Source organism: Streptomyces sp. RK9 (assembly GCF_045070545.1).
Classification (GTDB): Bacteria; Actinomycetota; Actinomycetes; order Streptomycetales; family Streptomycetaceae; genus Streptomyces; species Streptomyces alboflavus.
The window spans coordinates 3,125,694-3,152,289 of record NZ_CP173704.1; the positions used below are offsets into that span (position 1 = coordinate 3,125,694).

Consider the following 26,596-nt stretch of genomic DNA (forward strand, 5'->3'; position numbering starts at 1 on the left):
TCGGCGAGGAGCGAAGACAGTGCAGCGCTGGCGTGGCTTGGAGGACATTCCCCAGGACTGGGGGCGCAGCGTCGTCACCATTGGTTCCTACGACGGCGTGCACCGCGGGCACCAGCTGATCATCGGCCGCGCGGTGGCCCGCGCCCGTGAACTGGGCGTGCCCGCCGTGGTCGTCACCTTCGACCCGCACCCGAGCGAGGTCGTGCGCCCCGGCAGCCACCCGCCGCTGCTCGCCCCGCACCACCGGCGCGCCGAGCTGATGGCCGACCTGGGTGTGGACGCCGTCCTCATCCTGCCCTTCACCACCGAGTTCTCGAAGCTGTCGCCCGCCGAGTTCGTGGCGAAGGTCCTCGTCGACAAGCTGCACGCCAAGGCCGTCGTCGAGGGCCCCAACTTCCGCTTCGGCCACCGCGCCGCAGGCAACGTCGAGGTCCTCGCCGAGCTCGGCCGGACGTACGACTACGAAGTCGAGGTCATCGACCTGTACGTGAGCGGCACGGCGGGCGGCGGCCAGCCCTTCTCGTCCACGCTCACCCGCCGCCTCATCGCCGAGGGCGACGTCGCGGGCGCCCACGAGATCCTGGGCCGCCCGCACCGCGTGGAGGGCGTCGTCGTCCGCGGCGCCCAGCGCGGCCGCGAGCTGGGTTTCCCCACGGCCAACGTGGAGACCCTGCCGCACACCGCGATCCCCGCCGACGGCGTCTACGCCGGCTGGCTGCACGCCGACGGCGAGGCGATGCCCGCGGCCATCTCGGTCGGCACGAACCCGACGTTCGACGGCACCGCGCGCACCGTCGAGGCCTACGCCATCGACCGCGTCGGCCTCGACCTGTACGGCCTGCACGTCGCCGTGGACTTCCTCGCCTTCGTGCGGGGCATGGCGAAGTTCGACTCGATCGACGAACTGCTGGTCGCGATGGCGGACGACGTGAAGAAGTCCCGCGACCTGGTCGCGGCGGCGGACGCGCGGAATTAAGAGCCCGTCCGGCGATTGAGGACGAGCCCGAAGGGCGATCGGCGGCGACCGGACCCGCGGTCACCGCCACGCCGACCGCCAGGTCAGCCCCGAACGTCCGCCCAGTGACAGGCAACCTGCGTCCCCCCGGCCCCGGAGAGCACGGGCAAGTCCTTCGTGCGGCAGTCCTCCGCCACTCCGGCCCGCTCCGCCTCGCCCCCCGCGAGGATCTGACACCGCGCGTGGAACCGGCACCCGCCCGGCACCCGGGACGGGTCCGGCGGCTCCCCCGTGAGCACCACGGGTTCCCCCTCCGCCTCCGGCAGGACGGACAACAGGGCCTGGGTGTACGGGTGCTGAGGTGCCGTCAGGACCTGCTCGACCTCGCCGGTCTCCACGATCCGGCCCAGGTACATGACGGCGACGCGGTCGGCGATGTTCCAGGCCAGACCCAGGTCGTGGGTCACGACAAGGGCGGAGAGACCGAGGTCCTGGCGCAGCCGGAGCAACAACGCCAGGATCTCGCCGCGCACCGACGCGTCCAGGGAGGCCACCGGCTCGTCCGCGACGATCAGCTCCGGCTCCAGGACCAGCGCGCCCGCGATGACGACGCGCTGGCGCTGCCCGCCGGACAGCTCGTGCGGGTACCGCAGGAAGAAGCGCTCCGGCGGCCGCAGCCCGGCCCGGGACAGCGCCGCGCCGACGGCGGCCCGCTCGTCGCCCCCGTACCCGTGGATGCGCAGCCCCTCCGCCACGGCCTCGTACACCGTGTGCCGGGGGTTGAGCGAGCCGCTGGGATCCTGCAGGACGAGCTGGACGCGCTTGCGGTACGCCTTCAGGGCGCGGCCGCGGTAGTCCAGCGGTTTGCCGTCGAAGGTGACCCGTCCTGACGTGGGCGGAACGAGCCCGAGCAGGGAGCGGGCGAGCGTCGTCTTGCCGCAGCCCGACTCGCCGACGAGCGCGACGATCTCGCCGCGCCGGATGTCGAGGTCCACGCCGTCCACCGCGCGCGCCGGGTCGGCGCCCCGGCGCCCGGGAAAGGAGACGCGCAGGTCGGACGCGGTCAGGAGCGGCGCGGAACCGGCCTGGGGCCCGGTCGGGTCGAGGGTGGCTCCGGTGGTCATGCGCTTCTCCTCGCGGCCGGGCGCCCGGGTGGGCGGTTCATGGCGTACGCCGGGTGGTGCGCGGCGTGGGGCGGTGACGGGTCGGCGTACGCGGGGCGCGCTTCCCGGCGCCCCGCCGTCCCGCCCGCCGCGGCAGGTGCGGCCGTCACGGCGCCCCCTCCACCACCGGGTCCGACGGCCGCGCCGCGTCCCCGGCCTCCGGCGCGCCCACGTGCACGCACGCCGCCCGCCGCGCCGGGCCGGCCGCGCGCAGCGCCTGGTCGTCCGTCGAGCAGGACGCGATCGCCTCCGGGCAGCGCGGGTGGAACGTGCATCCCGAGGGCAGCGCCGAGGGGTCCGGCGGGTCGCCGGGCAGGCCCTGGGGCGCGAACCGCGAGGACAGGTCCCCGATGCGCGGGAACGCCGCCGACAGGGCCTTGCCGTACGGATGCCGCGCCCGCTCGTACACCTCCCGCGCCGGACCCTCCTCGACCACCCGCCCCGCGTACATCACCGCGAGCCGGTCGCAGGTGTCGGACAGGACCGCCAGGTCGTGGCTGATCATGATCAGGCCCAGGTCCTGCTCGGCCACGAGCTGCTCGATGAGGCGCAGGATCTGCGCCTGGATCATCACGTCGAGCGCGGTCGTCGGCTCGTCGGCGACGATCAGGCGCGGGTCGCAGGCGAGGGCCATCGCGATCATCACGCGCTGACGCTGGCCGCCGGACAGCTCGTGCGGATAGGCGTCCGCGCGTGCGCCCGGTAGGCCCACGTGTTCGAGCAGTTCGCGGGACTTCTTCTTCGCTCCGGCCGGGGTCGCCTTCTTGTGCAGCAGGATGGGCTCGGCGATCTGGTCGCCGATGCGGTGCACCGCGTTCAGGGAGTGCATCGCGCCCTGGAAGACGATGGACGCGCCCGCCCAGCGGACCGCGCGCACCCGGCCCCACTTCATGGTGAGCACGTCCTCGCCGTCGAGCAGGATCTCGCCGGTCACCTTCGTGCCCGCGGGCAGCAGTCGCAGCAGCGCGAGCGCCAGCGTGGACTTGCCACAGCCCGACTCCCCGGCCACGCCCAGCTTCTGCCCCGCGGCCACGGAGAGGTCGACGCCGCGGACGGCGGCGGCCCCGGACGCGTACGTCACGGTGAGGTCCCGCACGTCGAGCAGGGTCCGCCCCGCGGCCGCGGCGCCCGTCGTGGTCTCGGTCGTCTCGGTGGTCAACGGGACACTCCCAGCCTGGGGTTGAGCACGGACTCCACGGCCCGCCCGCACAGCGTGAACGCGAGCGCGACGACGGCGATCGCGATGCCGGGCGGCGCCAGGTACCACCAGTCGCCCGCGCTGACCGCGCCCGCCTCGCGCGCGTCCTGGAGCAGCCCGCCCCAGGAGACGACCGTCGGGTCGCCGAGGCCGAGGAACGCGAGCGTCGCCTCGGTGAGGATCGCGCTGGAGATGACGAGGGTGGTCTGCGCGAGGACCAGCGGCATGACGTTGGGCAGCACGTGCCGGGCCATGATGTGGCCGTGGCCGCCGCCGAGGGCCTGGGCCCGCTCGATGTAGGGCCTGGACTCCACGGCGAGGGTCTGGGCGCGCACCAGACGGGCCGTGGTCGGCCACGTCGTCACGCCGATCGCGAGGATGACCGTCCACACGGAGCGGTCCATCACGGACGCCAGCGCGATGGCGAGGACGAGCGTCGGCATCACCAGGAACCAGTCCGTGACCCGCATGATGACGGTCGCGTACCAGCCCCGGAAGTGACCCGCGGTGATCCCGACGACCGTCCCGATCGCCACCGAGAGGAACGCCGCGAGCAGCCCCACCGTCAGCGAGATGCGCGCGCCCCACACGAGCAGCGCGAGCAGGTCACGGCCGAACTGGTCGGTGCCGAGCGGGAATTCGCCGCTCGGTGACTGCATGGCCTCGCCCGGCGCCTGCGTCACGCTCTGCGCGTCCGCGCCCACGAGCAGGGGCGCGAACACCGCGGCGAGGGCGATGAGGACCAGCGCGACCAGGCCGACGACCCCGGCCCTGTGGGTGCGGTACTCCCGCCAGAAGCGGGCCGCCGAGTGGCGCCTGCGCGTCCAGGCGAGGGCGCGCGGGCTCTTCGCCTCCCGCGGGGCGCCCGTCTTCTCCGGCTCCTGCGGCGCGGGCAGGGAGGAGGCTGTCTCGGTCGTCATCGGCCCACCCTGGGATCGAGCAGCGGATAGATCACGTCGGCCACCGTGTTCATCAGGATCACCGCCGTCGCGAAGACGAAGAAGAGCCCCTGCACCAGCGGCAGGTCGGGCACGCTGAGCGCCTGGTAGAACAGGCCGCCGAGCCCGGGCCAGGAGAACACCGTCTCGACCAGGATCGCGCCCGCGACCACCGTGCCCAGGTTCACGAACATCAGGGTGACGGTGGGGAGCAGCGCGTTCGGCACGGCGTGCCGGCGCCGCACCAGGTCGTCCCGCAGGCCCTTGGCGCGCGCCGTCGTCAGATAGTCGCTGCCCATCTCGTCGAGCAGCGACGAGCGCATGACGAGCAGCGTCTGCGCGTACCCGACGGCGACGAGCGTGACCACCGGCAGGACCATGTGGTGCGCGACGTCGACGACGTACCCGATCCCGCTCTCGTCACCGCTCTCCATGCCGCCCGTCGGGAACATCCCGGGCAGCGGCCCGACGCCCACGGAGAACGTGATGATGAGCAGCAGGCCGAGCCAGAACGACGGCACCGAGTACAGCGTCAGCGCGAGCCCGGTGTGGAACCGGTCGCCTAGGCGTCCGTTGCGCCAGGCCGTGCGCGTCCCCAGCCAGATGCCGATGAGCGTGTAGAGGACGTACGCCGTGCCGGTGAGCCACAGCGTCGGCCCGAGCGCCTCCGTGATCTTGTCCATGACGGGTGTGTGGAACTGGTACGACGTGCCGAAGTCCCCGGTGAGGACGTTGCCGCAGTAGTCCGTGAACTGCTTCCACACCGGCTGGTCGAGCCCGAACTCCGTGCGCATGGCGGCGAGTTGCTCGCTGGAGACGCGGCGCCCGCCCGTCATCTGCTTCACCGGGTCGCCGGGGATGAGCCGGAACAGGAAGAAGCTGGTGACGAGGACGGCGAACATCGAGACGAGGGCGCCGCCGAGCTTGCCCGCGGCGTACTGGAGGTAGGCGGCTCTGTTGCCCGCCCGGGGGCCGCGGCCCCGGGGACCGGCCTGCTCGGCCGGTCCGCCGGAAGCCGCGGCCTTGGCTTCGGCCTCGGCGGCGAGGATCGCCGCCGGATTCCGTTCGCCCCCGCTCACGCGTCACTCGCGGTGTGGGGGGACGTCCGCTTGGCTGTCATCCGCTGGTGTTTCATGCGTTACTCGCGGTCCTCTGCGGTCGAGCGGCGGCGCAGGGCGATCAGGACTCCGCCGCCCGCGAGCACCACCGCGGCGACGGCGATACCGATGATGACACCGGTCGAGCTGCCACCATCGGAAGAACTCTTCCCACTCGCCGGGACCGCCGACCACCAACTCCAATAGCCGTCCTGGCCGAAGATGTTCCCCGCCGCCGACGGCATGGTGGTGATGGACTTGATCTGGTCCGTGCGGTAGGCCTCCACGGCGTTCGGGTACGCCATGACGTTCATGTAGCCCGAGTCGTACAGCCACGACTGCATCTGCTTGACGAGCGCGGCCCGCTTGGCCGGGTCGTACTCGGCGAGCTGTTTGTCGTACAGCTCGTCGAACTTCTTGTCGCAGATGAAGTTGTCCGTGGCCGCGCTCTCCTTGGCCTTCTCCGGCAGTGCGGCGCAGGTGTGGATGCCGAGGACGAAGTCGGGGTCGGGGTTCACCGACCAGCCGTCGAAGGCGAGGTCGTACTCGCCCGCGTACCAGGGCACGGACACGTCGTCGAGGCAGTTCACCTTCAGGCCGATGCCGAGGTCGCCCCACCACTCCTTGAGGTACTTGCCGACCGCCTTGTCGTTCGGGTCGGTGGCGTGGCACAGGATCCGGAAGTCGAGCGGCTTGCCGTCCTTGCCGACGCGCTTGCCGCCCTTCTTCTCGTACCCGGCCTCGTCGAGGAGCTCCGCCGCCCGCTTCGGGTCGTAGCCCAGCTCCTGGTCGGGAGAGGGCTTCCAGGTGTACTCGGAGAAGCGCGGCGGGATGTACCCGGCGCCCTCGACGGCGTTGCCCTGGAAGACCTTGTCGACGATCGTCTTGCGGTCCACGGACAGGAAGAGGGCCTGCCGGACCCGCTTGTCGAGCAGCGCGGGGTGGCCGTCGCCGAACTTCTTGCCGTCGAGCGTGCGCGCGCCGGGGTTCGTGGCCAGGGCGAAGAAGCGGCGGCCCGGGCCCTCGTTCACCTTGATGTCCGACTCGCCCTTGAGCCCGTTCGCCTGAGCGGGCGTCAGCGCGGGCTGGCCCGCGACGAACGACACCTCACCCTTCTTCAGCGCCGCCACGGCCGCGTCCTGGTCCTTGTACGTCTTGAAGACCAGCTCGTCGAACTTCGCCGGGCCGCGCCAGAAGTCCTTGTTGGCCTTCAGCTTCACGTACTGGTCGACCTTGAAGTCCGTGAGGACGAAAGGACCGTTCCCGACGACCGGGAAATCCTTGTCGTTGTTGAACTTGGAGATGTCGTCGACTTTCTCCCAGACGTGCTTGGGAACGATCGGGACATCGAGTGCCGCCATCGTCGACTGCGGCTTCTTGAGCTCGATGACGAGCTTCGTGGGGGAGGGGGCCGTCACCTTCTTGAAATTGGTGACGAAGTTGGAGTTCGCGGTGGCCGTGCCCTCCTTGGACATGATTTTGTTGAACGTCCAGGCGGCGTCCTCGGCCGTGGCCTTCTTTCCGTCCGACCACTTGGAATTCGACCGGATGGTGTACGTCCAGGTGAGCTTGTCCGCCGACGGCTCCCACTTCTCGGCGAAGGCCGGGATCGCGTGGTTGTCCTTGGCGTCGTAGTTCGTGAGGTACTCGTACGTCAGCCGGTGGATGCTGGTGCTGAGCAGGCGCTGCGCGAGGAACGGACTGAGCGAGTCCACGCTCTGCGCCACCGCGATGGTGAGGGTCTTCTTGCCGTCGTCCTTGGCCTCTGCCTGCTGGGGCGCCGGGTTGAGGGGGGTCGCCAGGCCCGCGGTGAGCGTGAAGGCGGCGGCCGCGGCGGCGGCGAGGAGCAGACGGGGGCGGCGGCGCCTGGGTGAGAGGGCCGCAGTGGCCGCTCGGGCCGCTGATGATGACCGTGTTCTGCCGTGCTGATCTTTTGTGTCCATGGATCGGTGACCTCGCGTCATCGCTTGCGCAGAGATGGCTGGTTACGGCTACGTGATCAAGGAACGTCCGGTTGGTTGTTGTGTGTGTATCAGCGCCGGTCATCGCGCGTCAACGGCCGGTGAACCCCATGTGGCCTGCGGAAATAACGAGTTGACCGGGAATTCATCCGCATTGGTCGAGACCACTGAAGCCGTGCTGGCCAGAGCGTGGCACGCAAAAGCGCCCCGCCTTTTCGCTGGCGGGGCGCTTGCGGGATTCCGGCGTGTTTCCGGTGTGTCCGGTGGCGCGGGGAGGAGCGGTGGCTACTGCTGCTGCGGTGGCTGCGGCTGCTGGTGGGGCTGTGCCTGGCCTGGGACGGACTGCTGCCAGCCCTGCGGGCCGGTGGCGGGGGGCTGCGGCTGCTGGGGCTGTGCGCCTTCCTGTGGCGCGGCCGCCCCGTACGGCTGCTGCCCGCCCCCGGCGTACCCCTGCCCCGGCAGCGGCGGCGCGACCCGCGGCGGCGGGTTGCCGTCCGACGTCCAGAGCCCCTGCGCCTGCTGCGCCCGTACGAAGTCCTCGGCCACCATCGCCGAGAGGTTGAAGTACGCCTCCCGCACCTTCGGCCGCATCATGTCCAGATTGACCTCGGCCCCGGCGGCCAGGTGCTCGTCGAAGGGCACCACGACGACGCCCCGGCAGCGCGTCTCGAAGTGGGACACGATGTCCTCCACCTTGATCATCTTCCCGGTCTCACGGACCCCGGAGATGACCGTGATGGACCGCGAGACGAGGTCGGCGTACCCGTGCGCGGACAGCCAGTCCAGCGTCGTGGACGCGCTGCTCGCCCCGTCCACGGACGGCGTGGAGATGATGATCAGCTGGTCGGCGAGGTCCAGGACCCCGCGCATCGCGCTGTAGAGCAGTCCGGTGCCGGAGTCCGTCAGGATGATCGGGTACTGCTTGCCGAGCACGTCGATCGCGCGCCGGTAGTCCTCGTCGTTGAACGTCGTGGACACGGCCGGGTCGACGTCGTTGGCGATGATCTCCAGGCCGGACGGCGCCTGCGAGGTGAACCGGCGGATGTCCATGTACGAGTTGAGGTACGGGATCGCCTGGACCAGGTCGCGGATCGTCGCCCCGGTCTCACGTCGCACGCGCCGCCCGAGCGTACCGGCGTCCGGGTTGGCGTCGATGGCGAGGATCTTGTCCTGCCGCTCACTGGCCAGCGTCGAGCCGAGCGCGGTCGTCGTGGTCGTCTTGCCGACGCCGCCCTTGAGGGAGATGACCGCGATGCGGTAGCAGGAGAGGACGGGGGTGCGGATCAGCTCCAGCTTGCGCTGGCGCTCGGCCTCCTCCTTCTTCCCGCCGAACTTGAACCGCGACCCGCCGCCCGCCGGACGGCTGCTCTTCGCCTTCTGCTTCTTGTTGTTGAGCAGCCGGTCGGAGGACAGCTCGACGGCGGCGGTGTACCCGAGGGGCGCGCCGGGGTTGGTCCGCTCCCGCTGATCGTGCTGCACGGGCTGCGGCCAGGCGGCACCGGCACGGGGGTCGGCGGGAGCTTGGGGCATCTGAGGGGCTTGGGGTGCCTGAGGCATCTGGGGCGCCTGGGGCTGCGCCTGCGGTTGGGGCTGAGCATGGGCGTGTGGCTGTGCCTGCGGCAGGGGTGCCTGGGGCTGTGCGGCCTGCGGCTGCTCCGGTGCGGGAGGCGCGGGCTGCTGGCTCAGCGGGTTCGGGAACTGGCCCTGCTGGAACGGGGGTGGGCCCTGGGCCTGGCTCTGAGCCTGCGGCTGCGCGGGGTGCTGGTAGGGGGTGGTCGGCGTCTGCCCCGGGATGTACGGCTGCTGCGCCTGGGCGGCTTGGGCGGCCTGTGCGTCCTGCGGGGGCTGGGCCTGCGGGTACGCGGCCTGGGGCTGTGCGGCCAGGGGCGGTGCCGGCTGCTGCGCGGGCACGGGGGCCGGGGGTGCGGCCTGCGGCTGGGGCTGGGCGGCCGAGGGTAGGGGCTGGGCTGCCTGAGGTGCTTGGGGCGCTTGGGGTGTCTGAGGTGCCTGAGGTGTCTGGGGGAAGCCGTAACTGCCTTGGGGTGCGGGGGAGTTGGGCTCGGGCGCGGGGTACGGGTTCGGTGTCGGGAAGCCGTAGCCGCTCTGCGCGGGAGCGGGGGTTTCGGCGGGCTGCGTGGGGGCCGGGAAGCCGTACCCGCTCGGCGGGGGAGTGGGCGTTCCGGTGGCCGGCGCGGGCGGCTGCGCGGTGGGGACGGCCGGGGTGGTGGGCGCGGCCCAGGCCTGCGGGGCCGGCGGCTGGGGCTGGGCCTGCGGCTGGTCGGGGTGCTGGTCCTGGGCGGCGGGAGCCTGGGCCGGGGTCGGCGCCGGGGCGGGCGTGGGGGCCTGGGTCGGGGCGGGCCACTGCGGGGCGGAGGTGGGCGCTGCGGGCTGGAACGCGGGCGGCAGCGGCGGGAGTCCGGCCTCGGGGGCGGGCGGCGGGGTCCAGGAGGGCGGGACGGAGTCCTGTACGTCGTCGAGGGCGGCCGGGGCCTTGGGGGCGGGGTCGGCGGGAGGTGCGGCGGTGGGATGGGGCTCGGCCTCGGGGGCGGCGTCGGAGCGGGGCTCGGACGCAGGCTCGGACGCGGGGTCGGGCTTGGGCTCGGCCTGGGCCTTCGGCTCGGCCTGGGGGGCCGGGGCCGCGTCGGCCTTGGCGTCGATGTCGGCGTCGGCGTCGGCCGGAGTGCTGGTCTCCGGCTCGGACTCGGGCTCGGGCTCGGCGCCCTGGCCGCTGTCACTGCTGGAACGAGGGTCGGCGCCGAAGGAACCGGCGACGAGTGCTGCGGCGAGGGAGTCGAAGTCGGAACCCGGGTCGGCGCTGGAGGTGAGGCCGGAGCCGGAGTCGTCGACGCCGGCGTCGGAGACGGCATCGGCGGACGGGCCCGCCGTCTCACGGGCCCCTGCGTCCCCTGCGTCCCCGGCGCCCGCGACGTCGACCTCCGAGCCCTCGGCGGCCGAACTCCCGTCGACCGTGCTGGAGTCGGTCAGATCCGAGTCGACCGCGCCGGAGCCGATCGCACCGGGGCCGACCGCACCCGAGGCATCCGCCCCGTCAGCCGTGTCGGCGGCCTTGTCCTCGGCCTTGCCCTCGGGCTTGTCCTCGGGCTTCTCCTCGCCGGTGCCTCCCTCGCCCTCATTACCCCCGGCGTCACCTGACGCGCGGGAAACATCCAGCTCGGCCATCTCACGCCGCAGCGCGGCAGGCGAGAAGCGCATGGTGGCACCGCTCTCCAGGTCGCCACCTCCCAGGTCGCCACCCCCGAGGCTCTCGGCGACGGGAGCCGCCGCCCGGTCCTTCTCGGCGGACCCGGCCTCCGGTGCGTCGCCGGTCCCGGCACCCACACCTCGTACCGGAACGGAGGAGGAGACGCCCGCGACGGCGCCACCCCAGTCCGCCACGCCCCCGGAGGCCGGAGGGGTCACGGGCGGGGCGGGCGGGGCAGGGGGAGCCGTGGGCGGCGCGGCCGGAGCGGGCGGGGTGATCGGCTGCCCCGTGGGCGGCGCGAGCTGGAACCCGCTGCCGACCGGAAGCTTCGGCACGGCGGTGGCGGGAACGCCGGCGGGCGCGCCGGACCCCGTACCCCAGGATCCGGCCGGAACCTCGGAGCCCCCGGCGCCACCGGACTCGGCAGGAGCCGCGGCATCCGTACCCGGAGCGGAGCCTGCGGAGGCCGAAGAGGCGGCGGGCAGGTCACCGGCGTCGGCGTCGGCGAGGGGGTCGGGAGAAGAGGCCGGGTCGGGAGAAGGGGTGGGGGAGGAGGCGGGCGCCGCGGACGGCGTCTCCCCGGCGCTGCCGGACGCGTTCTGCGTGTACCAGGCGGGCGGGGCATAGTCGATGGTGAACTCGCCCGTTGTCTCGGCAGCGGACTCCGCGTCGGACTGATCGTCGACGGGTGTGTCCCAGCCGCCGCGGATCTTGTCCCGATCGCTGTTCACAATGCCTCCTGGTGTGGTCGAGCACGTTCGTGCCGTGGTGGGAGGCGACCGTTCCTGTCGTCCGATCCGCCTGGCTCTCCCCGAGTGAGGGACGCGCGCACCCCGCGTACGGGTTCTGGCGTCGCCCTTGTCCCAGCCTAATCACCAAAAGCACCAGCACGGCAGGCCAGTCCGCCCCCCGGTCGGCGACCGTTACGTCACGCCTCACTCAAGTCCGGTCAACTCCCGCCAAACCACACGGACAAACCGCCCAGGCATCCCTGAACCCCACAAAGCGCACGGTCATCACCCGACCGTCCGGACCCTTCGGCGCCCGCTGCCCCGCTGCCCTTCCGACCCCACCCCCGCCACGCCGCCGACCTCTCAGCCCGTCTGTACCGTCTATCTGTTCCGTCCATCTACCAGTCCATCCGCCAGTCCATCTGTCAGTCCATCCGGCGAGCCGCTCCCAGCAGCCCGATCTCCGCGTCGGTGCCCTGAGTCACCACGTACTGCCGGTCCCGCTCGGCGCACCACAGCGTCACCCCGTCGGCGAGCGTCGGCAGCGAGTCCACGTCGCCGCGCGGCAGTCCGAGCGAGCGCCCGATCTGCGTGGCCTCGTCGGGCGAGACGCGCTGCACCCCCACGAGCCGTGCCTGCCTGATCAACCGGGGCGCCACGGGGCTGAGATAGGGCAGCAGCGTCAGCACGGACTGCCAGGGCCCGGACACCACCCGCCCCCGGGGCGGCCGCATCCCGCAGTCCCGCACCACGAGCACCGGACTCCCGGCCGACGCCCCCTGCGGCGGCACCCGTCCCACGTCGTGCACGGACATCCCGGCCTGCCCGACCCCGAGGGCCTGCACCAACTGCGCCCAGGCCTGCGCCCGTCCGGTCTCGACAGCCACCCGCGCGCCCGTGGCGGCGGCCCGCAGGGCGATCACCTGGGCGGTCCAGAGGCCGCCGATCAGCAGGAGGTCGTACGGAGTGGGGCGGTTCACGCCGAGCACGGCAGGATGCCCGGCGGCGTCGGCGCCGATGACCACGCCGTCGTCCCCGATGGGCAGCGCGAGCAGGTCCACTTCGTCGACGGAGAGCGCGTGCCGCCGGTGCCGGGGGCCGAGCAGCCCGAAGCCCGTCCGCAGGGCCGTGCGGAGGCCGTCCGGAGGAGGGGCCGGAGCCGGAGTTGGGGTCGATGCCGACGCCGGTGCCGGACCCAGCGGTGGCACAGCAGGGCCCTGCGGCGCCGGAGGAGACGACGGAACGCTCATCAGCGCGCACCTCCGAGCGGCAACGTCGCGAGCATGGCGGGCAGTTGCTCCCGGTCGAGGCGCAGCAGTCCCGTCCCGGTCTGGCGCGCCGCGTGCTCCAACGCGCGCCGCGCCGCGACCAGTTCGGCGTCGCTCCGGCCCGTCACCCGCATGTGGCCGCGCAGCGACACCGCCTGCCGCTCGTCGCGCGCCAGGGTGAGGCTGAACGTCGTGGCCAGCGTGGGCACCGCGGTGAGCAGGGACACCAGCTGCGGCAGCGAGGGGCCGCCGCCCGGGCCGCTCAGCTGCGGCCAGCGTCGTACCCAGTACGTCGTGTGCCGCCGGTTGTCGCAGCGCCAGGCGCGCTGGGTCTCCTCGGTCCTGCGCGCGGGCGCCGCGTCCCCGCCGGCCTGCGCCATCGCCAGCGGGTTGGCGCACGCGGACGTGGCGACGGCGGCCGTCAGCTCGTCCTCGGTCAGGAGCGTCGCCCGGAACCCCGCCCCCGTCAGGCGGCTCGCCAGGTGGTCCGCCGCCCGCACCGCGCACTTCTGCGCCCCGACGAGCCCGCCGCCCCGGGCGGCCACGGCCTCCGGGCAGCGCTCCGGGTCGAGCTTCAGGGCTATCCACGTGATGCGCACCGCGGGGGCGCCGGTCTGCGCCTGCAGCGGTGCGTAGTTGCTGACGGCCACCGACTGCTGCGGCAGGTGCAGCGCGGGCGCGGGCTGCGTGTGCAGCACGACCTGTGCCGACTCCAGCTGGATGCCGTCGACTTGGAGGGTGTCGCGGACCAGCCCGATGGGCAGTGGCTGCCGCGTCCGCTCCGCCCGCAGGGCCGTCGCGTCCGACTCCACCTGCAGGACGACGGTCAGGAAGCTGCCGTCGCCGATCATCCCGATCGGCCGCCGGTCCTGGTCCTTGCCGCGGCTGTACGCGTACGTCCGCAGCGACGGGTCGCACTCCACGGCCGGCGCGAGCCCGGGCTCCGTGCCGGGCGGCACCACCGCGGCAGCCGCGCGGCGCCTGCGGGCACGCAAGGCCCAGGCGGCCCCCAGCAGTTCGGGCAGCGAGCGGCCCCGCCGCCGTACCACCGCGAGAAGCAGGAGAACCGCCGCGACCGCGCCCGCCGGAACGAGGGCCACCGGCGAGACCACCCAGGCCGCGAGCAGCAGCGCAGCCGCGATCTCCACCAGCGCCAGTTGTCGCAGCCGCAATGAACCGGCGCGCCCGGAACGGAACTTCAGGTGCTGCACCATCGGTCCTCGGCCAGGCGTCTGGCCGGATGTCACCGGCGGCCGCGCCCGCGTAACGGAAGCCGTCACTCCAAACCCCCTGAATCTTCCGAAAACCGGTGCACGGCAGGCCTCTTGAGACCCGAGAACCTTACCCACCCCACACGCATGATTACTCAACAGGCATAGTAGGAGCTCGGTCTGACAACGAACGAGGGGGTACGCCGACCCTCGGCGCTGCACAGGGGGAACGCGGACAGTCATGGCATCACGGCGCGACGAACTCAACGCCTACACGTTTGCGAAGCGTCGAACGCTCGCGGCCTTCATCCAGCCGACGCCCTCGGGCTCGGAGGAGAGCGCCCCGCGACCGCTGCGCGGCGTGCTTCCCGGGATCGTGGTCGGCGTGATCGTGCTGGCCGTCTTCGGCGCGTGGGGGATGCTCAAGCCCGCGGCCAAGCCCGGCTGGGACACGCCGAAGGAGCACGTGATCATCGCGAGCAAGTCCACGACCCGGTACGTGATCCTCAAGACCGACGGCAAGCGCCAGCTGCACCCCGTCCTCAACATGGCGTCGGCGAAACTCCTCCTGGACGCCGACAAGGGCGAGGTCATCAAGGTCTCCGAGTCCGTCCTCGACAAGGGCAGGATCCCGCGCGGCGCCACCATCGGCATCCCGTACGCCCCCGACCGGCTGCCCGCCGCGTCCGAGGCCGGCTCCGCCAAGCGCTGGGCCGTGTGCGAACGCCCGGCGGACGGCGAACGCGCCATCCAGAAGGCCGCGTTCGTCCTGGCGGAGCGCGACCAGGACAGGACCGAGGGCAGGGAACGGCTGCGCGGGGGTGAGTTGTTGTACGTCGTCGGGCCTGACAAGACGCGCTATGTGGTGGATGCGCGGGGAACGGCGTACCGCGTACCCGCCAAGAACGAGAACTCCAGGAACGAGAAGCTGGTGCGCGCCCTCGTACGCGCCGACCGGGAACCGCAGCGGGTGTCCCGGCAGTGGCTGGAGACCCTGCACCGCGGCCACCTGATCTACTTCCCGAAGGTGGACGGCGTCCCCGGAGAGGACGCCGAGGTCCCTGACCTCCAGGAGCCTGGGGCGAACAAGGTGGGCATGGTGCTCAGGGCCCTCAACGGGGACAAGAAGCAGTACTACGTAGTGCTGCCCGGACGCGTCGCCCCGGTCTCCGACTTCACCGCGCACCTCCTGCTCGCGAGCCCCGACCTGGCCGGTCTGAGGCAGGGAGGCACGGCCCGGGACGTCAGCCCCGGAGCGATCAGCCCCGTCGAGGAGGAGTTCGGCGCACGGCACGTATGGCCGCGCCACACGCCGAGAACCGTCAACGAGGCCTCCTCCGCGCCCGGCAGCCGCAACACCATCTGCAACGTCCTGCGGCACGTCGATGGCGACAAGGGCAGGACCACGCTGAGCACGTGGGCGGGCACGGACTTCCCGGCGCCCCTGCCCGCCGGTTCGTCGAGCGCGTACGTCACGCCCGGCTCGGGCCAGCTCTACCGCCAGTTCCTCGGCAGGGACACGAAGACCGGCGGCGACTTCCTGGTCACCGACACGGGCCTGCGGTACGCGATGCAGTCCAACAGCGACAGCGCGACGGACGACGCGCGGATCGGCATGACCGCCGAGCAGCGCAAGGAACAGCAACAGGAGTCGGAGCAGGCGCGCACCCGGCTCGGCTACGGAGACGCGGACGTGTCTCCGGTGCCCGCCGAGTGGTCGAGGTTCCTGCCGACGGGCCCGCGCCTGTCCACGGGCGCGGCACGCCAGCCGCAGGGTTCCTAGGGGGCACCGAGGTGACGTACGCACGCAGGACATGGGCGGCCGTCGGCGCGGCGCTGGTCGCCATGGCGGCGACACCCGTTCCGGCAGCCGCGGAGCCGTCGGCCTCGGACCGCTGCGAGTTCCCGAACAAGCCGTACGCGGGCCGCCCGTGGGCGCTCCAGCGGGTCCTCCTCGACGAACTGTGGCGCCAGTCGACGGGCAAGGGGGTCACCGTCGCGGTGATCGACACCGGGGTCGACATCAAGAACCGCCAGCTCAAGCCCGCAGTGGACGTCTCCAAGGGCCGCAACCTCCTCCCCAAGAACCTCAAGGACGAAGACGGCAACAAGATCGAACGAGGTTCCGAGAAGGGCACGTCGGACGTGGTCGGCCACGGCACCCGCGTGGCCGGGATCATCGCGGCCCGCCCGGCGAAGGACACCGGCTTCGTGGGCCTGGCCCCCGACGCGACGATCATCCCGATCCAGCAGAACGACGCGGAGGGCCACGGCACGACGGCCACGCTCGCCCGAGCCATCGACTACGCGGTGGCCGCCGACGCGGACATCATCAACATCTCCCAGGACACAGCGAACGCGGTGCGCCCCGAGCAGCACCTGGAGGACGCGGTGAAGCGAGCCATCGCCCAGGACCGCCTGATCATCGCCTCAGCGGGCAACGACGGCTTGGGCGGCAACGTCAAGAGGACGTACCCGGCGTGGTACGAGGGCGTGCTCGCGGTGGCGTCATCGGACCGGAACAACGAACGGGCCGCGTTCTCCCAGTCGGGCGACTTCGTGGACGTGGCGGCACCGGGCGTGGACATGATCTCCACGGTCCCGCTGGGCGGCCACTGCTCCGACAACGGCACGAGCTTCTCCGCCCCGTACGTGGCAGGCGTAGCAGCCCTGATCAAGTCCAAACACAAAGACTGGACCCCCCGCCAGATCACAGCCCAGATCCAACAAACAGCCGAACGCTCCACGTCCGGCCACGACCGCCTGGTCGGCTGGGGCGTCGTCGACCCGGTCCGCGCCCTCACAGAGGACGACCACCCCATCGACCGCCCCGTGGCCCACGAGGGCGTGGAGCGAGGCAAGGCCCCGAGCGCAGCCAAACTCCACCTCGGCGAAACCCCCGAGGAACGCACAGCCCGCATCGCCACGTACGTGGCCGTGGGCGCTGTGGTCGTGGTGGCGGGGTTGGGTGGGGCGGGGGTGGCTTTGCGGGATGCGCGGAGGAGGCGGGGGAGCGCGGGTAGCTGATCGCGGGCAACCGGGGTCAGGTCACGATGCGGAGGGCTGGGGCCGCTTGGGGTGGCAGGCTTTCGACTGTTCGACTTCTTTGGTGTAGGCCTTGATGAGCTTCTTCATGGTGCCGACGTCATCGCGGTCGGGGGTGAAGGATTGGATGATGGTAAAGAGGCGCTGGTCAGAGTGTGTGGGGTCCACACAGTCCTTAGTCCTGCCGACAGCCCCAGTGCCTGCGTACAGAATGTTCTTGCCCTCTCCTATCTGGTAAGGCTTCCTGCGGACGGAAGCTGGAGCGACGTCAAGAACGCTTCCTCGTTCCGGCCACCACTTCTTTTTAGCAGTGATCGTCAGCTTGCTTTTGTCCACGATGACATCGCATTGCTCTGTTCCTTGGACGGGAAACGTTCGCTGCGTGGATACGTGTTCACCTGGAGGGAGGAACGGCGTAAGCAGGCTTGAATTCACGGCCACACCGCACAGGGAGTTTGGAGTGGAGTAGCTTCTCTTTTCACCGTCTCCGGAGCATCCTGTAATCGTGGTGCCCAGAATGATCACGGCCGTAAAGGTAGCCGTAAAGGTGGCGACACTCTTGGACTTGTCGAGAGGGTTGGTTAGATTGCAATGTAGTGCCACAAGAAGGAATCCGCTCGCCGTTGGGATTGGATGCTAGATATCTGTCTTTAGGTCTGCTGCCATGTTATTGACACTTGACTCCGATTGTCTGTATGCGCGATCTGTCGCTGTGCGTGCCCACACTCCGGCATCAGGAAGGTCATCTCTATGGTGGTGTTTTACCGCACTCTCTGCCGCCTCTTTCGAGTAGTGACTGTTTCTTTCCATTCCTGCTTCCCAATGCTCGCCCATGACGTATCCAGCCGCCGACTTGGCTTTCCCTTCGGCATCTTTAAATAGATCACCAAGTACCTGGTTGCTGACCGTATCGGCTACTCCGCCGATTACCGCACCCCCCACAGGGCTGGCGATGTAGGACGTTCCCACGCCGATACCCGTACCGATTCCGCCCGAGATCCCATCCTTCCATCGGGCGACGGACTCCTCGTAGGCCTGGTCTTTCTCCGCAGCTTCCCCGGCGACAGCTTCTGCACGTGCCTGCGCGAGGGTTCCTGCCACTTCACCAGATCCATTGGCCACGCCTTCGACAACGAGCTGCGGGTTCGTGGCGTAGCGCAGGTCTTCTGGAAGTGAGGGGTCGAGGTGGTAGGCCATCAGGTGCGCCATGTACGACTTCTGGCCCACCTCCACAGCCGCATACCCTTCGGGGTGCTGGCCCACCGTAAAGAGGAAGCGAGTCACATCCCGATGCTGAAGGTTCGCTGGCTCGCCAACAATAGGAAAGAGGCGATCCGTGTCCCTGCCCAGATCGTTGGTCATCGCGCGATTCATATCATGCAGATACTCGGCCCCCATCTGCCCAAAACTGTCCGCCATATATGGATGCTCGATCAGGCGTGTGTTGTCCTGGGAGACCGATTCGACGATGCTCCTCATTAGCCCGGCCTGGTCCGGGGTGTGAGGTGCGGGGCTACCTGTGGGAAGTTCACCGGCGGGATGCCCCGTCGTGCCTGCTTCGAGCGCGAGCGCAAAATTATTACGCCCGACGTTGCTGGGCTGCCCCTTGGCGTTCTCGTCAATGGGCCAGTCTCGCTCCTCAAACAGGTACTGGAAGTTCGACAGAGTGGGCTTCACCATCTCCCCCTTGTCGTTCTTGCGCTCGAAAGGGTTGTCGGCGTCGCCGCTCTCGACGAACGGGCTATTGAAGAAGGACGTAGCCGCGGCCGGACTGTTCGAGAGGCCCTTCATGAATCCTGCCATGGGATCCCAGCCCGTATCGCTACCAGTGCGGTTGAGATGGGGCGAGTTGGGCGTACGCCGCCATGCCTCGCCCGTGCCGTTGCCCGTGAGCTTCTTCTCGGTGTCCATCAGCGCGCTGCCGTACGTGTGGAGGAAAGAGTCGTCGTAGTTTCCCCAGCGCATCAGATTGCTCATGACCTGGAAGCCGAAGGGGCCACTGTTTGTTCGGACGGGCTGGCCACCCTGGTCCACCATCTGGCGCGTCCAGTCCACCATCCCTGCGGAGTCGCTTTGCGTGGCCGACGCCAAGGCAAGGCTCAAATTCTTCTGGAACTCGCCGAACTTGCCCTGCCGGCTATCGTTCAGGTCCGGATTGACGCCGGGTTCGTTGATCCCCGCCCAGAATTCCAGCGTTCCCTTAGCGCCGAGCTTCGTGGCGAAACGCTCCGCGAAGAGCGGATCATTCGCGTACGTCTTCAGCCCGGCGTTGAACTTGTCGAACTCCTTGACGGAGAGGTCCCGGGGGTCCTTCTTGGCGAGCTTCGCCAGCTCGTCGGCCGTCTTCACTGCAGCCACCGCACTGTCCCGGTCCTTGTACTTGGCATCGGTGAAGCCGTACGTACTCTGATCGGCAATCGCCTTGAGCACCTGGCTGGCCGAGGTGTCACTCTCGGTGGCGTCGTCGAGGATCCGCTGGACCTCGTCACGGAGGGCCGTCACATCCTTCTCGCCGTGGTCCGGGAGTGCGGCACCGGTGCCTTGCCCCGCCCGGTCGGGATGGACGTTCATCCGTACGGTGAAACCCCCGCCGCCGGTGGGCGTGACAGTCAGATTCTTCTTCATGCCGCGCTCAATGGCGTCGTTGAGCCGACGGTGATGGCGCTTCAGCTCGTCACGTGTGTCCAGCAGAATCCGGTGGATGGACTTGGCCTGGGCGTGCGCGTCGTGAAACTCCCCGGCGGTCTTGCCGATGAACTCCTTCGAGACGGTGGCGTTGACACCGGCCCAATTGGCCCTATTTGCCGCTCCCTGGAGCCCTTTGCTCGCGTCCCTCTCCCACTTCTCCAGCTGGTTCACCAATGTCGACCAGTCGTCGACGGCGGCATCCAGCAGCGCGAACCTGGCGAAGCGGAGCGCGTCGAGGTCCATCAATTGTTCCCCCGCTTCTTCGGCGGTAGGTACACCGGGTTCTTCTCGCCGGGTTTGCCGGCCCGTTCGTCGAATCCGGCATCGAGCACATCGATGCTGGTCAACTGGCGGCTGATGTAGTGCTCATCGCCCTGGTGCAACTTCCTCGTGACACGCATGTGGTTCGAGATGTGGGCGCAGGCATCGCGGAGTGAGTTGAGCTGGTCCTCCCAGCGCTTGGCGACGTGCTGGAGCCCGCTCCCGAGCACGAATCCCTGCTCCGTCAGATCTCCTGCGGCCTGCTGACTGCTGGGCACCGCCACGCTCCCCTTGCTGCTCAGCCGTTCGAAGAGGTCGAAGGCATGCTCGCCGATCGTCGCCAGGTCGTCTTGGCTGACCCTCAAATCCCCATACGAACTAGGGGCCGACCCGGGACCTCCGCCCATGCCGGGTTCGACCTGGTTGAGCCGCATCTGCGCTCCCTGCCGCTCCAACGCCTGCGCCTTCAGCTGCTCCCACTCTTCCCATGCCATGGACGCGTACCTTCCCTCGGATTCTTTCGGGCCTTGCGGACCCTGCGGACCTTTGGAACCATGCGGATGTTGGCTCAGTATGGCGAGCAGCCTTCCGGCGCGGCGCGACAACTCGCTGGTGACCAGAGTGAGTTGTCCTGAAATCGCTACCCGCAAGGGTGAACTTGATCGATACGAAGGCGGATCGTCAGCTGCGTTCCGGGCTCAGAGCGGTCGCGGGATCCTCAAGCCACAATCGCACGAACTGGATGCCCCGATAGATCATCGTCCAGATCCAGCAGGTCACAATCCCGGACTAGGCCGTCGCCGACTTCACGTTTGGCCCGCACTGCCGTCAACGTCGTTAGCGGCAGCACAAGTTTGTCGGCGCAAGCGACCGACTTGCACCCGGCGCGCCGCACCGCCTTGATGCCGACGAGCGCCACCAACAGTTGCGAAATTCCTGGCAGAGCCCAAGTTGAGACAGTGCCCTTTTACATCCCGGCGGAGTGCTCATTCGGCTGCCAGCCTGCCTCTGACCAGTCGTACTCTACGAAATCGCCGGGAACCTGCCCGCAGGGCGCGTAGATGCTGACGAACAGAGTGGCGGTCAAGTCGTTCCACCGCACGTCGACTTGATCGCCGCTGTCCGGGTTTTCGAATCGGAAGCCCAGTTCACGGAACTTCGGGTTGATGCGGTCGCCTTGGTGGGTGAGTTTCCAACCGTTCTGGACCAGATGCCGGCGCACGCGCTGCTGTGCGTCTCGTGCGGTGGCTTCGGAGACGTCGGGCACACTCCAATCGAGACCGAAACTGCGGACGTCGCTTCGTGCCTCGTCAATGTGGGCGATGCTCCTCAGCCCGCGGTAGTAGCAGGCGCCGGTCGTTACCTTGCCCGAGTCCGCGGCATACTTGTCCGGCAGCGCAAAGCCGTCGTATACCTCATCCGACCGAGCCTTGAGTCGTTGCGCGACCGCGTCGGGGTCGACCGAAGGATACGGCGCGCCGTTCCACACGCTGATCCATGCGGCGTTGCCTGCCGCCACCGCCGCGACGAGCAGCGCCGCCATCACGATCCCTGCGACCGCATACAGGACAGAGCGCCCGGAGGTCCGGGCTCTGGATACACGGCTCTTGAACATTCATGGGACGGTAGGCGCCATCGCTATGCGCCGCATGAGTAGCCGTACCCAGGGGCGTGTGCACTCGCTCGACTGGGTCGAGCCCCTACGCGCCTCTACCTGCCGGTCCCGGCCCCCGTGAGCGGTAAGCAAGTCGGCGCGACCGTTCGGGTCGGTGCTGCTATCGTCCGCCACGCTGACGGCGTGCATCTACGCTTTGCGTGTGTGTCTGAGGGAACCAGCCCTACCGTCATTCCCGGCGGCGGAGTCTCCGTTGTCGGCGGGCGCCTCGTTGAGCTGCATCTGCGCGGACTGTTGCGCGAGCACTTCTGCCTTGAGCTGTTCCCACTCGTCCCATGCCATGCGGTTCTCACGTCCTCAGGTCCCACGACGAGGCGCCGCGGCCCAGTAGTCGGGGACAACATCAGAACCCGTTCGAGGATAGCGGCAGTTGCCACCGGGGCAGCTGAGTACGCGTACTCAGCTGATTGGGTAGGGGACGAGTGGACCTGCGCCGACTGACACGGCAGTGTAGGGCGCGCCAACGAGTGAAACACGCAGCGTCGACGTGGACACCGGGGGCCGGGGTGGCGAGTGCGAAAGCCCCCGGCAGGAGCGATGGTTGGCCGGTCCTCGATGGCTTCGCAGGGTGGGTCCTGGACGTTCGCGCAGGGGGGCGCAACCGGCGTCCACGTGCAAAGCGTCGGCTTGGCCGACGAGATGGCTTATTTGCAACTGCTGTGACGCAAAGCCCAGTTGGATGTCACTCACAGTGTGGCTAGAGTGACGGTGGTGGGATGTGCAGTCACATTGCCGTGTGCAGTCATTTGGCCGCTGGCCGTCGATGTCTGCTGCAGTGGCAAGTTGAGGTCAACGGGGATTGCGATCGGGGATGGGGCATCGTGCTCGAGGACGGGTACAGGGGGGCACCGACGCCGGGTGGCGCTGACATCAAGCGTGGCCTGGAGGCGTTGAAGAAGTTCCGGCGGCGCATCGACACGTTGCTCACGGAGTTCGAGGGGTCGGACGGGGGTTCGTCCAAAGTCGGCCACCAGAAGGTCGCCCGCGCTTCTTTCAGCGGCCAGGCGGCGCCTTTCCCCGAGGCGGACGGCCTCTACGCGCAGTACGACCGGGTGCACGAACGCCTCACCTCACTCTCGAAGATGCTCGGCCGGCAGATCGAGGCCATGGGAATCGCCGTGCACGGCGCGGACGTCGGCTTCGACAACCTCGAGGACGACCTGCGGCAGCGCTTCTGGTCGATCCAGACATCGGTCCAGCGCGACCAGCCGCCGACCGGGCGCGAGCGGGACGGCAAGCCCGACGAGCAAGGCGGCCACGGCAGCGACAAGTCGGACTCGGGGTGGAAGCTGTGAGCTTCGAAAGCCACAAACTCAACGACATGATCGACCTCGTCGAGCACGCGAATCCGGCCGACCTGGAGAGCGCGGGCGAAGCCCTCAAGAAGGCACGCGACGCGATCGCCGTCGCGGCCCGCGAACTCGGCGACCACATCGACCGCGTCGACTGGGAGGGCGAGGCAGGCCAGGCCTTCCGCAAGTGGGGCAAGAAACTCGTCAAGGAAACCCACCAGCTCTCCGACTACGCCGACACCGCGAGCGTTCAGATCGCCTCGGCGGGGGCAGGGTTGGCTTCCGTACGCAGTTCCATGCCGCCGCGGGACACGCGCGCCGACCCGAAGGCCGTGGGGGACATCCCCTCAGGGAAGCGGGAGGCCGGCAACGCCGACTACGAGGCTGCGGTCAAGTCGGAGAAGCACCGCCAAGAGGCGATCAACCAGATGAATCGGTTGGCGTCGTTCTACAGGGTGTCCCAGCATGAGATGGCGGGGCAGGAGCCGCCTACGTTTTCGGTTATGCCGGATGTGGGGGTGCCGCCGCCGCAGCTACCGACGGTGGACCCCATTTCCGGCGAGCCCAGGCCGGTGACGCCCCCTGGCACGGTTGCTGATGATGTGCCGTCGGCGTCTCCTCGTACTGCCGAGCCTGTCACGCCGATTTCTTCCGGATCGGGCGACACCTTGCCGTCCGGTGTCGATGTGCGTGGCCCGGCCTCCTCTCCAGACCGACCCGCCGGTGTGGAGCCTGTTGGCACGGAGATTGACGGTACTGGCCCGCTGCCTCCACAGACCGTTGGCCCGCTGCCTACTTCGCCGCCCCCTGCTCCCGGCCCAACGGGCGCCGACGGCGGACCTCCTCCCGTACTTGGCGGTGGCCCTGTACGGCGGCCGCCGGACGGCCCCGACTCCCGGGCGTCCCGTCGCGGAGGGGGTGGGAAGTCGGTGTTGCCCGAGCAGGGACGAACGGCGGTTGGACGTTCCAAGGAGGCGCTTGGGCTTCCTGGGCGCGGCCCTTCAGGCCCAGGCCCGACTGGACGGACCGGGCCGGTGCCTCCGGCAAAGAGCCCCAACGGTCCGATGACGTCTGTGCCTTCACCGATGGCGAGAGGCATCTCAGGGGGCACGCCGCAGCCTCATGGCCTGCCGGGCCCACGGCCTGCAGTTCCGGGCATCCCTGGCACGCCAAGATCCGACGGCATCGTAGGTGGTCGTCCAGCTCCTACACCTATGGCCGGAGGCCCTGGTTCAAGGACGCCACAGGAAGTCGCCCATGCCGGGCAGCGTGGCGTTGTGGGAGCTGCTCCCCAGCCTCCAGGGGCCAGGGGGCAGATGCCGCGCCGTCCTATCGGCAATCCCGATGGCGTGGTCGGCACACCCCGTGGGCGTACGCCTATCGGCGGCGGCCGTGGGAGCGGATTCACTGCCGGTGGTGTCGGCTTGGTACGTGGCCCTGCGGGAAGCGGTCGGCGCCCTGAACGTGAAGAGGATGAGGTCGCACAGCGGCCCGATTACCTGGTCGAGGAAGAAGAGACCCATCTGCCTGGCGAACGGCGGCACGTGCCGCCGGTAATCGACTAGTGATGAGTGAGGGCGTGCAGGGCGTGGAGTCAGGAATTGGCCGACACGGTGGCGGGGCTGCGCCGTTTGTAGGGTGCGCGAGGCGATGGATCGTCTCCACGGGTTTGGCGGTCAGCGTTCTCGCTCTGATGTCTGTGGGACTGGCGCCGAGTGCAGTCGCCGATGACGTTCAGTCGAAGCAGTGGTACTTGGATGCCATGGGCGCCGAGGAGCTGTGGGATGTCAGCACTGGCGAGGGCGTCAAGGTCGCAGTTGTCGACACTGGCGTTACAGAGACTCCTTCTCTCAAGGGCCGTGTGCTTGCTGGTAAGGACGTGACAGGCCTGAAGGGCGGAGCTCTGGACGACTATCTCGGCCACGGAACCACGATGGCGGAGCTGATCGCCGGGTCCGGGCGAGGAGGGGGCCTCAAGGGATTGGCGCCGGGAGCCAAGATCATCTCCTATCGGCTCACTCTGACGGGGGCCCCGGGCAAGGGTAAGGACAACGGCAGGAAGAACAACCCCGAGGATGCCGAGGCGATTCGGGCTGCTGCGGACAGCGATGCGCGGATCATCAGTATGTCGTTCACCTCTCCGCTCATGAACCCGTCTGTGGGGGCAGCGGTGAAGTACGCGGCATCGAAAGGAAAGCTGATGTTCGCTGGTGTCGGAAACGATGCGCAGAAGAAGAACTTCATCGGCTATCCGGCTGCCTACCCCAACGTCACAGGCGTCTCCTCCGCGGACAAGTCCGGCAAGGTCGCCAAGTACTCCGAGTTCGGCGAGTATGTGGACCTGGCGGCGCCCGGCCGGAACCTTCCTCAGTGGTGCGACGCGACGTTCCGTTCGTACTGTGACGGCGAGGGCGGCACCAGCGCATCCACCGCCATCGCCTCCGCCTCCGCCGCCCTCATCTGGTCCAAGCACCCCACCTGGACGGCGAACCAGGTCCTCCGCGTCCTCATCGACACCGCGGGCCGCAGCTGGCCGAAGGACAAGCCCAGTGACTACCTCGGCTACGGCCTGGTCCGCCCCGCCCCGAACCTGCTGAAGAACAGAGGTAACCCGGGCCCGCCGGACATCGACCCGCTCACGAACGAGAAGACCCCAGGCGTGGCGGCCTCGCCTTCCGCACCTCAGGAGGAGTCTTCGAAGTCCGCGTCGCAGCCTTCGAAGAGCTCTGCTGCCGATGACCCGGCTGAGGCAGCGTCAGGATCGAAACCCGATGACAACGACCAGCTGTGGATGGTCGGCGGCGGGGTTGCCGCCGCAGCGGTCATCGGTGGTGGGGCCCTTGCTGCGGCTCGAAAGCGGCGCAATGCCTGATTAGCTCAGGAACCAGCCACCCAGCTTCAAAGAACTGCCCGACAGCTCACGTTAGGAGAGCCCGCCGTGTCAGATGGCCGGAAGCTAAATGATCAGGAAGTCGTGCTCCTGGAGAAGGAGATCGTCGACAAGTACGACTCGGTACAGAGGCAGCTCAGGCGCCTGCAGGGGACGCTCGACACGATGGAGGGCAACTGGCGCGGTATCGGCGCGCATGCCTTCGATGCGAAGCAGACCGAAATCAACCAGCACATGCAGGCGATCGGCCGCATCCTGGTGGACTTCCTGGAAGGCATCAACGCCAACCGCAAGGACAAGGACGGGCTCGAGGACCAGGTCCGCTCGACCATGAACAGCATTGATGTGCAGTACGGCGGGCAGCACTCGGCGATCAGCAGCTACTGAGCCGAGCCCTTCCCGGCCGGGCGCCGCCCGGCCGAAACCACCAGGAGATGAGGTAAGCATGGCCAGCGTCAACAGGGACGAACTCGCGGTCAAATACGGCGGGCTTGACGCCATCACGACCGAACTCGGTATTCAGGCGAAGCAGTTGGAGTCCGACCTCGGCGACATCAAACGGGCCGTGGCCAGGGTCGCCGAAGGGTGGGAGGGTGAGGCCCACACCGCGTACACCCTGAAGCAGAAGGAGTGGGACAAGCACGCGTCGGCGATCCACCAGGCGCTCATGCAGATCGGCCAGAAGGTCAGCCAGGCCGGCGGTGACTACCGGGGTGGCGACCTGAAGGGTGCCAGCTACTTCCAGTGAGTCGTCGCAACTGAACGCTGAACAGCGCGGAACGCGGGGTGGGCATGCGCGGGAGATGCCCACCCCGTTCGGCTGGTCTACGGCAGCGGTTCCTTGCCCAGGGTGCCGGTGAAGCGCGCCGACGCCTCGCGGCTCACCGTCGCCGACGGCGGCTCGGGCTGATTGGAGTTGCTTACGGCGATGAGGTGTTCGGTCGCGGCGATCTTGAGGGGGTTGCCCTTTGAGCCAGGGCTGTCCGGCTCCGGCATCAATGGGCGCGCTCCAGCGGGCCTT

20 protein-coding genes are annotated in these 26,596 nt (G+C 69.3%); 7 read left to right on the plus strand and 13 right to left on the minus strand.

From position 1 onward, the window contains the following. The first annotated feature begins 19 nt into the window (after nucleotides 1-19). Nucleotides 20-976 (plus strand): bifunctional riboflavin kinase/FAD synthetase, encoded by a 957-nt coding sequence (locus tag AB6L24_RS34100; protein ID WP_405661839.1) that lies wholly within the window; start codon nucleotides 20-22, stop codon nucleotides 974-976. Between the two features lie 83 nt (nucleotides 977-1,059). Here AB6L24_RS34100 and AB6L24_RS34105 read toward each other — a convergent pair whose 3' ends face one another. From AB6L24_RS34105 to eccE, 8 genes are all read right to left on the minus strand, one after another. Continuing rightward, the gene (locus tag AB6L24_RS34105; RefSeq protein ID WP_405661841.1) at nucleotides 1,060-2,079 is read right to left on the minus strand and encodes an ABC transporter ATP-binding protein; all 1,020 of its coding nucleotides are present in this window, start codon (nucleotides 2,077-2,079) and stop codon (nucleotides 1,060-1,062) included. Nucleotides 2,080-2,224: 145 nt separating this feature from the next. After that, a complete protein-coding gene (locus AB6L24_RS34110; RefSeq protein ID WP_405661843.1) occupies nucleotides 2,225-3,277 on the minus strand; it encodes an ABC transporter ATP-binding protein in 1,053 nt (350 codons plus the stop codon). Continuing rightward, nucleotides 3,274-4,236, minus strand: a complete 963-nt coding sequence (locus AB6L24_RS34115; protein ID WP_405661845.1) for an ABC transporter permease — start codon at nucleotides 4,234-4,236, stop codon at nucleotides 3,274-3,276. Before AB6L24_RS34115 ends, AB6L24_RS34110 begins: the two co-directional genes overlap by 4 nt. Continuing rightward, a complete protein-coding gene (locus AB6L24_RS34120; protein WP_405663526.1) occupies nucleotides 4,233-5,303 on the minus strand; it encodes an ABC transporter permease in 1,071 nt (356 codons plus the stop codon). Before AB6L24_RS34120 ends, AB6L24_RS34115 begins: the two co-directional genes overlap by 4 nt. Nucleotides 5,304-5,392: 89 nt before the next feature. After that, complete coding sequence (locus AB6L24_RS34125; RefSeq protein WP_405661847.1) at nucleotides 5,393-7,294, minus strand: ABC transporter substrate-binding protein; 1,902 nt, start codon at nucleotides 7,292-7,294, stop codon at nucleotides 5,393-5,395. A 303-nt stretch (nucleotides 7,295-7,597) separates the two neighbouring features. Beyond that, a complete protein-coding gene (locus AB6L24_RS34130; protein WP_405661849.1) occupies nucleotides 7,598-11,245 on the minus strand; it encodes an SCO5717 family growth-regulating ATPase in 3,648 nt (1,215 codons plus the stop codon). A 425-nt stretch (nucleotides 11,246-11,670) separates the two neighbouring features. Further along, nucleotides 11,671-12,495: a hypothetical protein gene (locus tag AB6L24_RS34135; RefSeq protein ID WP_405661851.1), complete on the minus strand. Its 825-nt coding sequence runs from the start codon at nucleotides 12,493-12,495 to the stop codon at nucleotides 11,671-11,673. Further along, nucleotides 12,495-13,727: a type VII secretion protein EccE gene (gene eccE / locus AB6L24_RS34140; RefSeq protein ID WP_405661852.1), complete on the minus strand. Its 1,233-nt coding sequence runs from the start codon at nucleotides 13,725-13,727 to the stop codon at nucleotides 12,495-12,497. Before eccE ends, AB6L24_RS34135 begins: the two co-directional genes overlap by 1 nt. Before the next feature lie 238 nt (nucleotides 13,728-13,965). Here eccE and eccB point away from each other — a divergent pair, with 238 nt between their 5' ends. Both eccB and mycP read left to right on the plus strand, forming a co-directional pair. Then, entirely contained in the window at nucleotides 13,966-15,507 is a 1,542-nt protein-coding gene (eccB, locus tag AB6L24_RS34145; protein WP_405661855.1) for a type VII secretion protein EccB, read from the plus strand. A gap of 62 nt (nucleotides 15,508-15,569) precedes the next feature. Further along, nucleotides 15,570-16,751 carry a type VII secretion-associated serine protease mycosin gene (mycP, locus tag AB6L24_RS34150; RefSeq protein ID WP_405663528.1) on the plus strand — a complete coding sequence of 394 codons (1,182 nt, stop codon included), beginning with the start codon at nucleotides 15,570-15,572 and terminating at the stop codon, nucleotides 16,749-16,751. A gap of 21 nt (nucleotides 16,752-16,772) precedes the next feature. Here mycP and AB6L24_RS34155 read toward each other — a convergent pair whose 3' ends face one another. The 4 genes from AB6L24_RS34155 to AB6L24_RS34170 all read right to left on the minus strand — a co-directional run bounded on the left by AB6L24_RS34155 (nucleotide 16,773) and on the right by AB6L24_RS34170 (nucleotide 21,333). Beyond that, entirely contained in the window at nucleotides 16,773-17,294 is a 522-nt protein-coding gene (locus AB6L24_RS34155; protein WP_405661858.1) for a hypothetical protein, read from the minus strand. A gap of 111 nt (nucleotides 17,295-17,405) precedes the next feature. After that, entirely contained in the window at nucleotides 17,406-19,700 is a 2,295-nt protein-coding gene (locus AB6L24_RS34160; protein WP_405661861.1) for a hypothetical protein, read from the minus strand. Then, nucleotides 19,700-20,212: a hypothetical protein gene (locus AB6L24_RS34165; protein ID WP_405661864.1), complete on the minus strand. Its 513-nt coding sequence runs from the start codon at nucleotides 20,210-20,212 to the stop codon at nucleotides 19,700-19,702. Before AB6L24_RS34165 ends, AB6L24_RS34160 begins: the two co-directional genes overlap by 1 nt. A 473-nt stretch (nucleotides 20,213-20,685) precedes the next feature. Beyond that, complete coding sequence (locus AB6L24_RS34170; protein WP_405661865.1) at nucleotides 20,686-21,333, minus strand: hypothetical protein; 648 nt, start codon at nucleotides 21,331-21,333, stop codon at nucleotides 20,686-20,688. Nucleotides 21,334-22,214: 881 nt separating this feature from the next. On the opposite strand from AB6L24_RS34170, the gene AB6L24_RS34175 reads away from it, so the two are divergent. The 4 genes from AB6L24_RS34175 to AB6L24_RS34190 all read left to right on the plus strand — a co-directional run bounded on the left by AB6L24_RS34175 (nucleotide 22,215) and on the right by AB6L24_RS34190 (nucleotide 26,323). Then, the gene (locus tag AB6L24_RS34175) at nucleotides 22,215-22,688 is read left to right on the plus strand and encodes a hypothetical protein (protein WP_405661867.1); all 474 of its coding nucleotides are present in this window, start codon (nucleotides 22,215-22,217) and stop codon (nucleotides 22,686-22,688) included. Between the two features lie 1,690 nt (nucleotides 22,689-24,378). Further along, on the plus strand, nucleotides 24,379-25,557 hold the full coding sequence (locus AB6L24_RS34180; protein WP_405661869.1) for a S8 family serine peptidase: 1,179 nt from the start codon (nucleotides 24,379-24,381) through the stop codon (nucleotides 25,555-25,557). 102 nt (nucleotides 25,558-25,659) lie between these two features. After that, the gene (locus tag AB6L24_RS34185; RefSeq protein WP_405661872.1) at nucleotides 25,660-25,962 is read left to right on the plus strand and encodes a WXG100 family type VII secretion target; all 303 of its coding nucleotides are present in this window, start codon (nucleotides 25,660-25,662) and stop codon (nucleotides 25,960-25,962) included. 58 nt (nucleotides 25,963-26,020) lie between these two features. Next, complete coding sequence (locus AB6L24_RS34190; protein WP_380846863.1) at nucleotides 26,021-26,323, plus strand: WXG100 family type VII secretion target; 303 nt, start codon at nucleotides 26,021-26,023, stop codon at nucleotides 26,321-26,323. Between the two features lie 77 nt (nucleotides 26,324-26,400). Here AB6L24_RS34190 and AB6L24_RS34195 read toward each other — a convergent pair whose 3' ends face one another. Beyond that, entirely contained in the window at nucleotides 26,401-26,571 is a 171-nt protein-coding gene (locus tag AB6L24_RS34195; protein ID WP_405661875.1) for a hypothetical protein, read from the minus strand. Between the last annotated feature and the right edge of the window lie 25 nt (nucleotides 26,572-26,596).

Excerpts from the sequence above, each read along its gene's own strand:
- AB6L24_RS34160 (WP_405661861.1), bottom strand. The coding sequence starts at position 19,700 with ATGGACCTCGACGCGCTCCGCTTCGCCAGGTTCGCGCTGCTGGATGCC.
- AB6L24_RS34105 (WP_405661841.1), bottom strand. The coding sequence starts at position 2,079 with ATGACCACCGGAGCCACCCTCGACCCGACCGGGCCCCAGGCCGGTTCC.
- AB6L24_RS34170 (WP_405661865.1), bottom strand. The coding sequence starts at position 21,333 with ATGTTCAAGAGCCGTGTATCCAGAGCCCGGACCTCCGGGCGCTCTGTC.
- AB6L24_RS34180 (WP_405661869.1), top strand. The coding sequence starts at position 24,379 with ATGTCTGTGGGACTGGCGCCGAGTGCAGTCGCCGATGACGTTCAGTCG.
- AB6L24_RS34135 (WP_405661851.1), bottom strand. The coding sequence starts at position 12,495 with ATGAGCGTTCCGTCGTCTCCTCCGGCGCCGCAGGGCCCTGCTGTGCCA.
- AB6L24_RS34165 (WP_405661864.1), bottom strand. The coding sequence starts at position 20,212 with ATGGCATGGGAAGAGTGGGAGCAGCTGAAGGCGCAGGCGTTGGAGCGG.
- eccB (WP_405661855.1), top strand. The coding sequence starts at position 13,966 with ATGGCATCACGGCGCGACGAACTCAACGCCTACACGTTTGCGAAGCGT.
- AB6L24_RS34190 (WP_380846863.1), top strand. The coding sequence starts at position 26,021 with ATGGCCAGCGTCAACAGGGACGAACTCGCGGTCAAATACGGCGGGCTT.
- AB6L24_RS34125 (WP_405661847.1), bottom strand. The coding sequence starts at position 7,294 with ATGGACACAAAAGATCAGCACGGCAGAACACGGTCATCATCAGCGGCC.
- AB6L24_RS34195 (WP_405661875.1), bottom strand. The coding sequence starts at position 26,571 with ATGCCGGAGCCGGACAGCCCTGGCTCAAAGGGCAACCCCCTCAAGATC.
- mycP (WP_405663528.1), top strand. The coding sequence starts at position 15,570 with ATGGCGGCGACACCCGTTCCGGCAGCCGCGGAGCCGTCGGCCTCGGAC.
- AB6L24_RS34115 (WP_405661845.1), bottom strand. The coding sequence starts at position 4,236 with ATGACGACCGAGACAGCCTCCTCCCTGCCCGCGCCGCAGGAGCCGGAG.
- eccE (WP_405661852.1), bottom strand. The coding sequence starts at position 13,727 with ATGGTGCAGCACCTGAAGTTCCGTTCCGGGCGCGCCGGTTCATTGCGG.